2 protein-coding genes are annotated in these 4,050 nt (G+C 37.2%); one reads left to right on the forward strand and one right to left on the reverse strand.

All coding sequences use genetic code 11. The features are described from left to right. The coding region (locus tag AC3AX0_RS08685; protein WP_487549904.1) for a hypothetical protein at positions 1-1,221 on the forward strand (1,221 nt) is incomplete at its 5' end. A 1,834-nt stretch (positions 1,222-3,055) separates the two neighbouring features. On the opposite strand, the gene AC3AX0_RS08690 is transcribed toward AC3AX0_RS08685, so the two are convergent. Next, on the reverse strand, positions 3,056-4,050 hold a 995-nt coding region (locus AC3AX0_RS08690), incomplete at its 5' end, for a reverse transcriptase domain-containing protein (protein ID WP_487549905.1).

Raw genomic sequence — 4,050 nt, forward strand, 5'->3', positions numbered from 1 at the left:
ACTGTCATGCTCCACGAACTTGATTCCCATAAGTACAGTACTGATTATGGCTTCAACTACGAAGACTTGAGAGGCGCTCCATTAAACGGTCAGGTGAAGATTGTAGTTACGGAGACATGGTACACAAGAATTGAAACAGGTAAATACTACGACTTCATCAACAAGGTAACAAAGAGAAGATACGAATATAACAAACATGAAAAAGTAGTGGAAGACAGATCTGTGGACGTAATCAATGGAAAATATATACTTGAAATGCCATATACAGTGGATTCCGAAAGTTCATTCAACATAGAAGCCTCCTTTGAAAATAATGGTGACAAGATTGTAGAAAGCAGACATTTCAGTTATTTCAGAAGAATCCAAACCGTTGAATTCAATCCATACTATACGCTTAAGGTTGATGATGACGACTACAAATATGCTCTTGGCGATACTGTAAAGTATTATTTGGACAATGACGGCATAGTCGAGGATTCAAAGAATGACAGAATGATGGTCATGTTTATGAAGGACGGACTTTTGGATTATGAAATACTTGACAAAACCAGTGGAGAATTTAGTTTTGAAGAAGAACACCTTCCAAATATTGCCATACAGGCTATATATTCAAATGAAGGCACCATGCACAAGACTTCCTATCCTACAACCATAAGATATGACTATTCTGAAAGAAAATTAAACATAGAAGTTGCATCAGATCAAAAGGATTACGGCCCCGGTGACAATGTCAAACTTGTTGTAAAAACTACAGATACATATGGTAACCCCTACCCTGCAGATATTAACCTAAGCATTGTGGATGAAGCATATTTTGACCTCTATTCACAGACTGCAGACATGCTGGCCGACATATATTCAAGTGTCTACGGAACAGGAATAGTAAGAGAATTCGTATCCTCTGAAAAATCCATGAACGACATGAGAATGGCAATGGGTGCCGAGAAAGGCGGAGACGAAGCAGCCTACTATGTAAGAAGTGAGTTCAGAGACACTGCAACCTTCATGACACTTTCAACAGATGAAAATGGTGAAGGAACAATTGAATTCAACCTTCCTGACATCATGGAGGATCACATACCAGGGAGTAAACGACAAAATGGAAGCATCAACGGGATGGATAAATATCAATGCAAAACTGCCATTCCATATATCTACTATCCTCAGCAAGGTCTTCATAACGGGAGACAATCCTTCAATAAGCTTGAGGATTTTCGGTGACGAAACAAAGAAAGGTGAAGCAGTTTCATTCAATGTAGTTCTTCAAAAGGACGGAGAAGAAAGTACAAGGGAAATCCAGAAAGACGGCCTTGTAGGAGACTATACAAATGTATCTCTTGGAGAACTTGAAAAAGGAAATTATACAATAACCTCCTATGCAAAGGGTCTAAACTATACTGACGCCATTGAAGAACACTTTGAAGTGGTTGACACAACAGTATATTTCGACAACAAGGAATACTTCGACCTGACTGAAGATACCAGCTTCGAAAAGGTTTATTCAAATGCAAAAGTGACCTTCTTCAATGAAAACGAATCAAACTTCTACAAAAGTCTTCTTGATCTTAGATACAATTCAGGCAAGAGGATAGACCAAATACTGTCAGGAATGGAAACAAGAAAATTCATCAAGGATAATTTTGAAAAGAATATTGACCTTTGGGATGTTCCAGTAGGAAGATATCAGAACTTTGACGGCGGAATAAAACTGCTTCCATATTCAGATAGTGACTCCCTAATCAGTGCAAGGATAGCCTTAATGGAAAACAGCTATTTCAACTCAGAGCAGCTTAAGGGATATTTCTACAATATAATCAGGAATACGGAATCGGATATCCACAGCGTAGTCAATTCCTTTGCAGGACTGTCCACAATGAACGAGCCTGTGTTGATAAGCGTCTACGACCTGTTGGACAACGAAGAACTGTCGAAGCTTGATAGAATAATCCTTGCCCTTGGACTTGAATCCCTTGGAGATATTACAAGAGCAAAAGAAGTATATGATTCAATAGTAGAAGAAACTATATCAACAGAAGGAATATTTGAAGTTTCAATAGACATAGACAAGGGACTTAACCATGTTGGAACAGGACTACTGGCAACACTTTCAGTAAAACTTGACAACTATGAAACTGGAGACCTGCTCTTCAACCACATATACGAGAATCCTTCAAAATATGAAATTGCATATCTTGAGGAAATCACCTACCTTGAAAACAGGAATATAATGGAAACTGAAGAAATCAAGGGCCTTACAGGGAAATCTTCCATCAAGTACGGAGATAAGAAAGAAACTATAGAAATCTTCGGATTTGAAACAGCAACTCTCACCATGACTGCCGAAGAACTCGAAAACATTGAAGTTCTCTCAGTTACCGGAAACATGGGTGTTTATGTATATGCCCTTGGCGGAGTTGAAGACCTTGAAGAAAACAAGACAAAGGACTTCAATATAGAAAGGATCTACTCCAAGGATGGCAATGAAATAACTGAATTCAGCCAGTCAGACTTGATAAAGGTTACTATACTACCTGAGATTAATATTGAAGAAAATAGTTCCTACGAAATCACTGACTTCATACCTGCAGGATTCAGGTTCATTAAATATGAACAAGGAAGAGGATGGTACGAGCTTCAGGAACAGAAGATAGTCATGTACTACTACGACCATGACAACTCAAAGCCATTAGTATACTATATCCAGGCTGTAATGCCAGGAATATATACGGCAGACCATACAGTCATTACAAGACTAGGTCATGAAGGAGTAAATTTCACCGAACAAGTAAAATTGACTGTCAAGTAAAGCAACTACGTTGCGTCAGCTGATTCATCAGCTGTTACACGCGTGAAAAGTTATCCTTGAAAGTGAAATACCAATGCTTCAAGGGATTTTCACACATTAAACTTTTCCAAGCTGAAATAAAACGACTATACCACAATTAAACTAAATGCCGAACATGTACTTTACGTCGAGTAGACGGAGCCTCACGGCTCCAACCCCTCACAGAACCGGACTTGCCATACTAAGGCATCCGGCTCTTCACTTCATCATTTACATTAAGTAGCTACTACCTGCTCCAAATTCAAATATCGTTACATGGACTCTTGCTCTAGGTAAAGGATACTTCTTTAGGAATACTATATATTTACTCCAATTGAAGCTCTTTTTCTGACTTCTTCTGTTTAACCATTTAAAAATCAACCTTCTACATTCATAAATGAAATTACTAACCATTCTATGGTTATCTGTGATTCCATAATAATTGCAGTGTCCTTGTATTTTAGCTTTTATTATTTTCATAAAATCCTTTACAGGTAATATTCGATTATTCTTCATCCATTCTTTACACCTTAATAAACTTGCTTTATATTTCTTCTTACTGGTTTTTCTCTTCACTCGCTTACTTCCGTTCTTGTCTTTTCCAACGTAGTGAGTAAATCCAAGAAAGTCAAAAGAATTTTCTCCTTTATCATCATCTTTATTATCTTTCTTTAGTTCAATGATTTTGGTTTTCTCTTCTGCTACTTCAAGATTGAATTTTTCAAGTCTTAGTATAAGCGATTTATAGAATTTCTTAGCATCTTCTTCATATTGAAAGCAGAAAACACTATCATCGGCGTAACGAACCATATAGGCTTTACCCCTACAATGCTTTCTTACTATCTTTTCAAACCACAAATCCATTACATAGTGTAGGTATATATTCGCAAATATTGGAGAACAGACTCCTCCTTGTGGAGTTCCTTGTGGAGTGTCCTTTCGTGTACCTGCATCTATAATGCCTGCTTTTAAAAACCTCTTTATCAATCTACATAGATTATCATCAGCTATTCTGTACTCAATAAATTTCATCATCCATTCATGGTTTACATTATCAAAAAATCCTCTTATATCTGTATCTACTACATATCTTATGTCCCTTTTATTTACTATCTTATCTAGTAATTGCAGGGCATCGTGACATCCTCTGTTGGGTCTGAATCCTAAAGAGCATTCCATGAAGTCTTGTTCATATATTGCAGTTAGTATCTTGGATAATGCTGCTT

Source organism: Dethiosulfatibacter sp., from assembly GCF_983023055.1.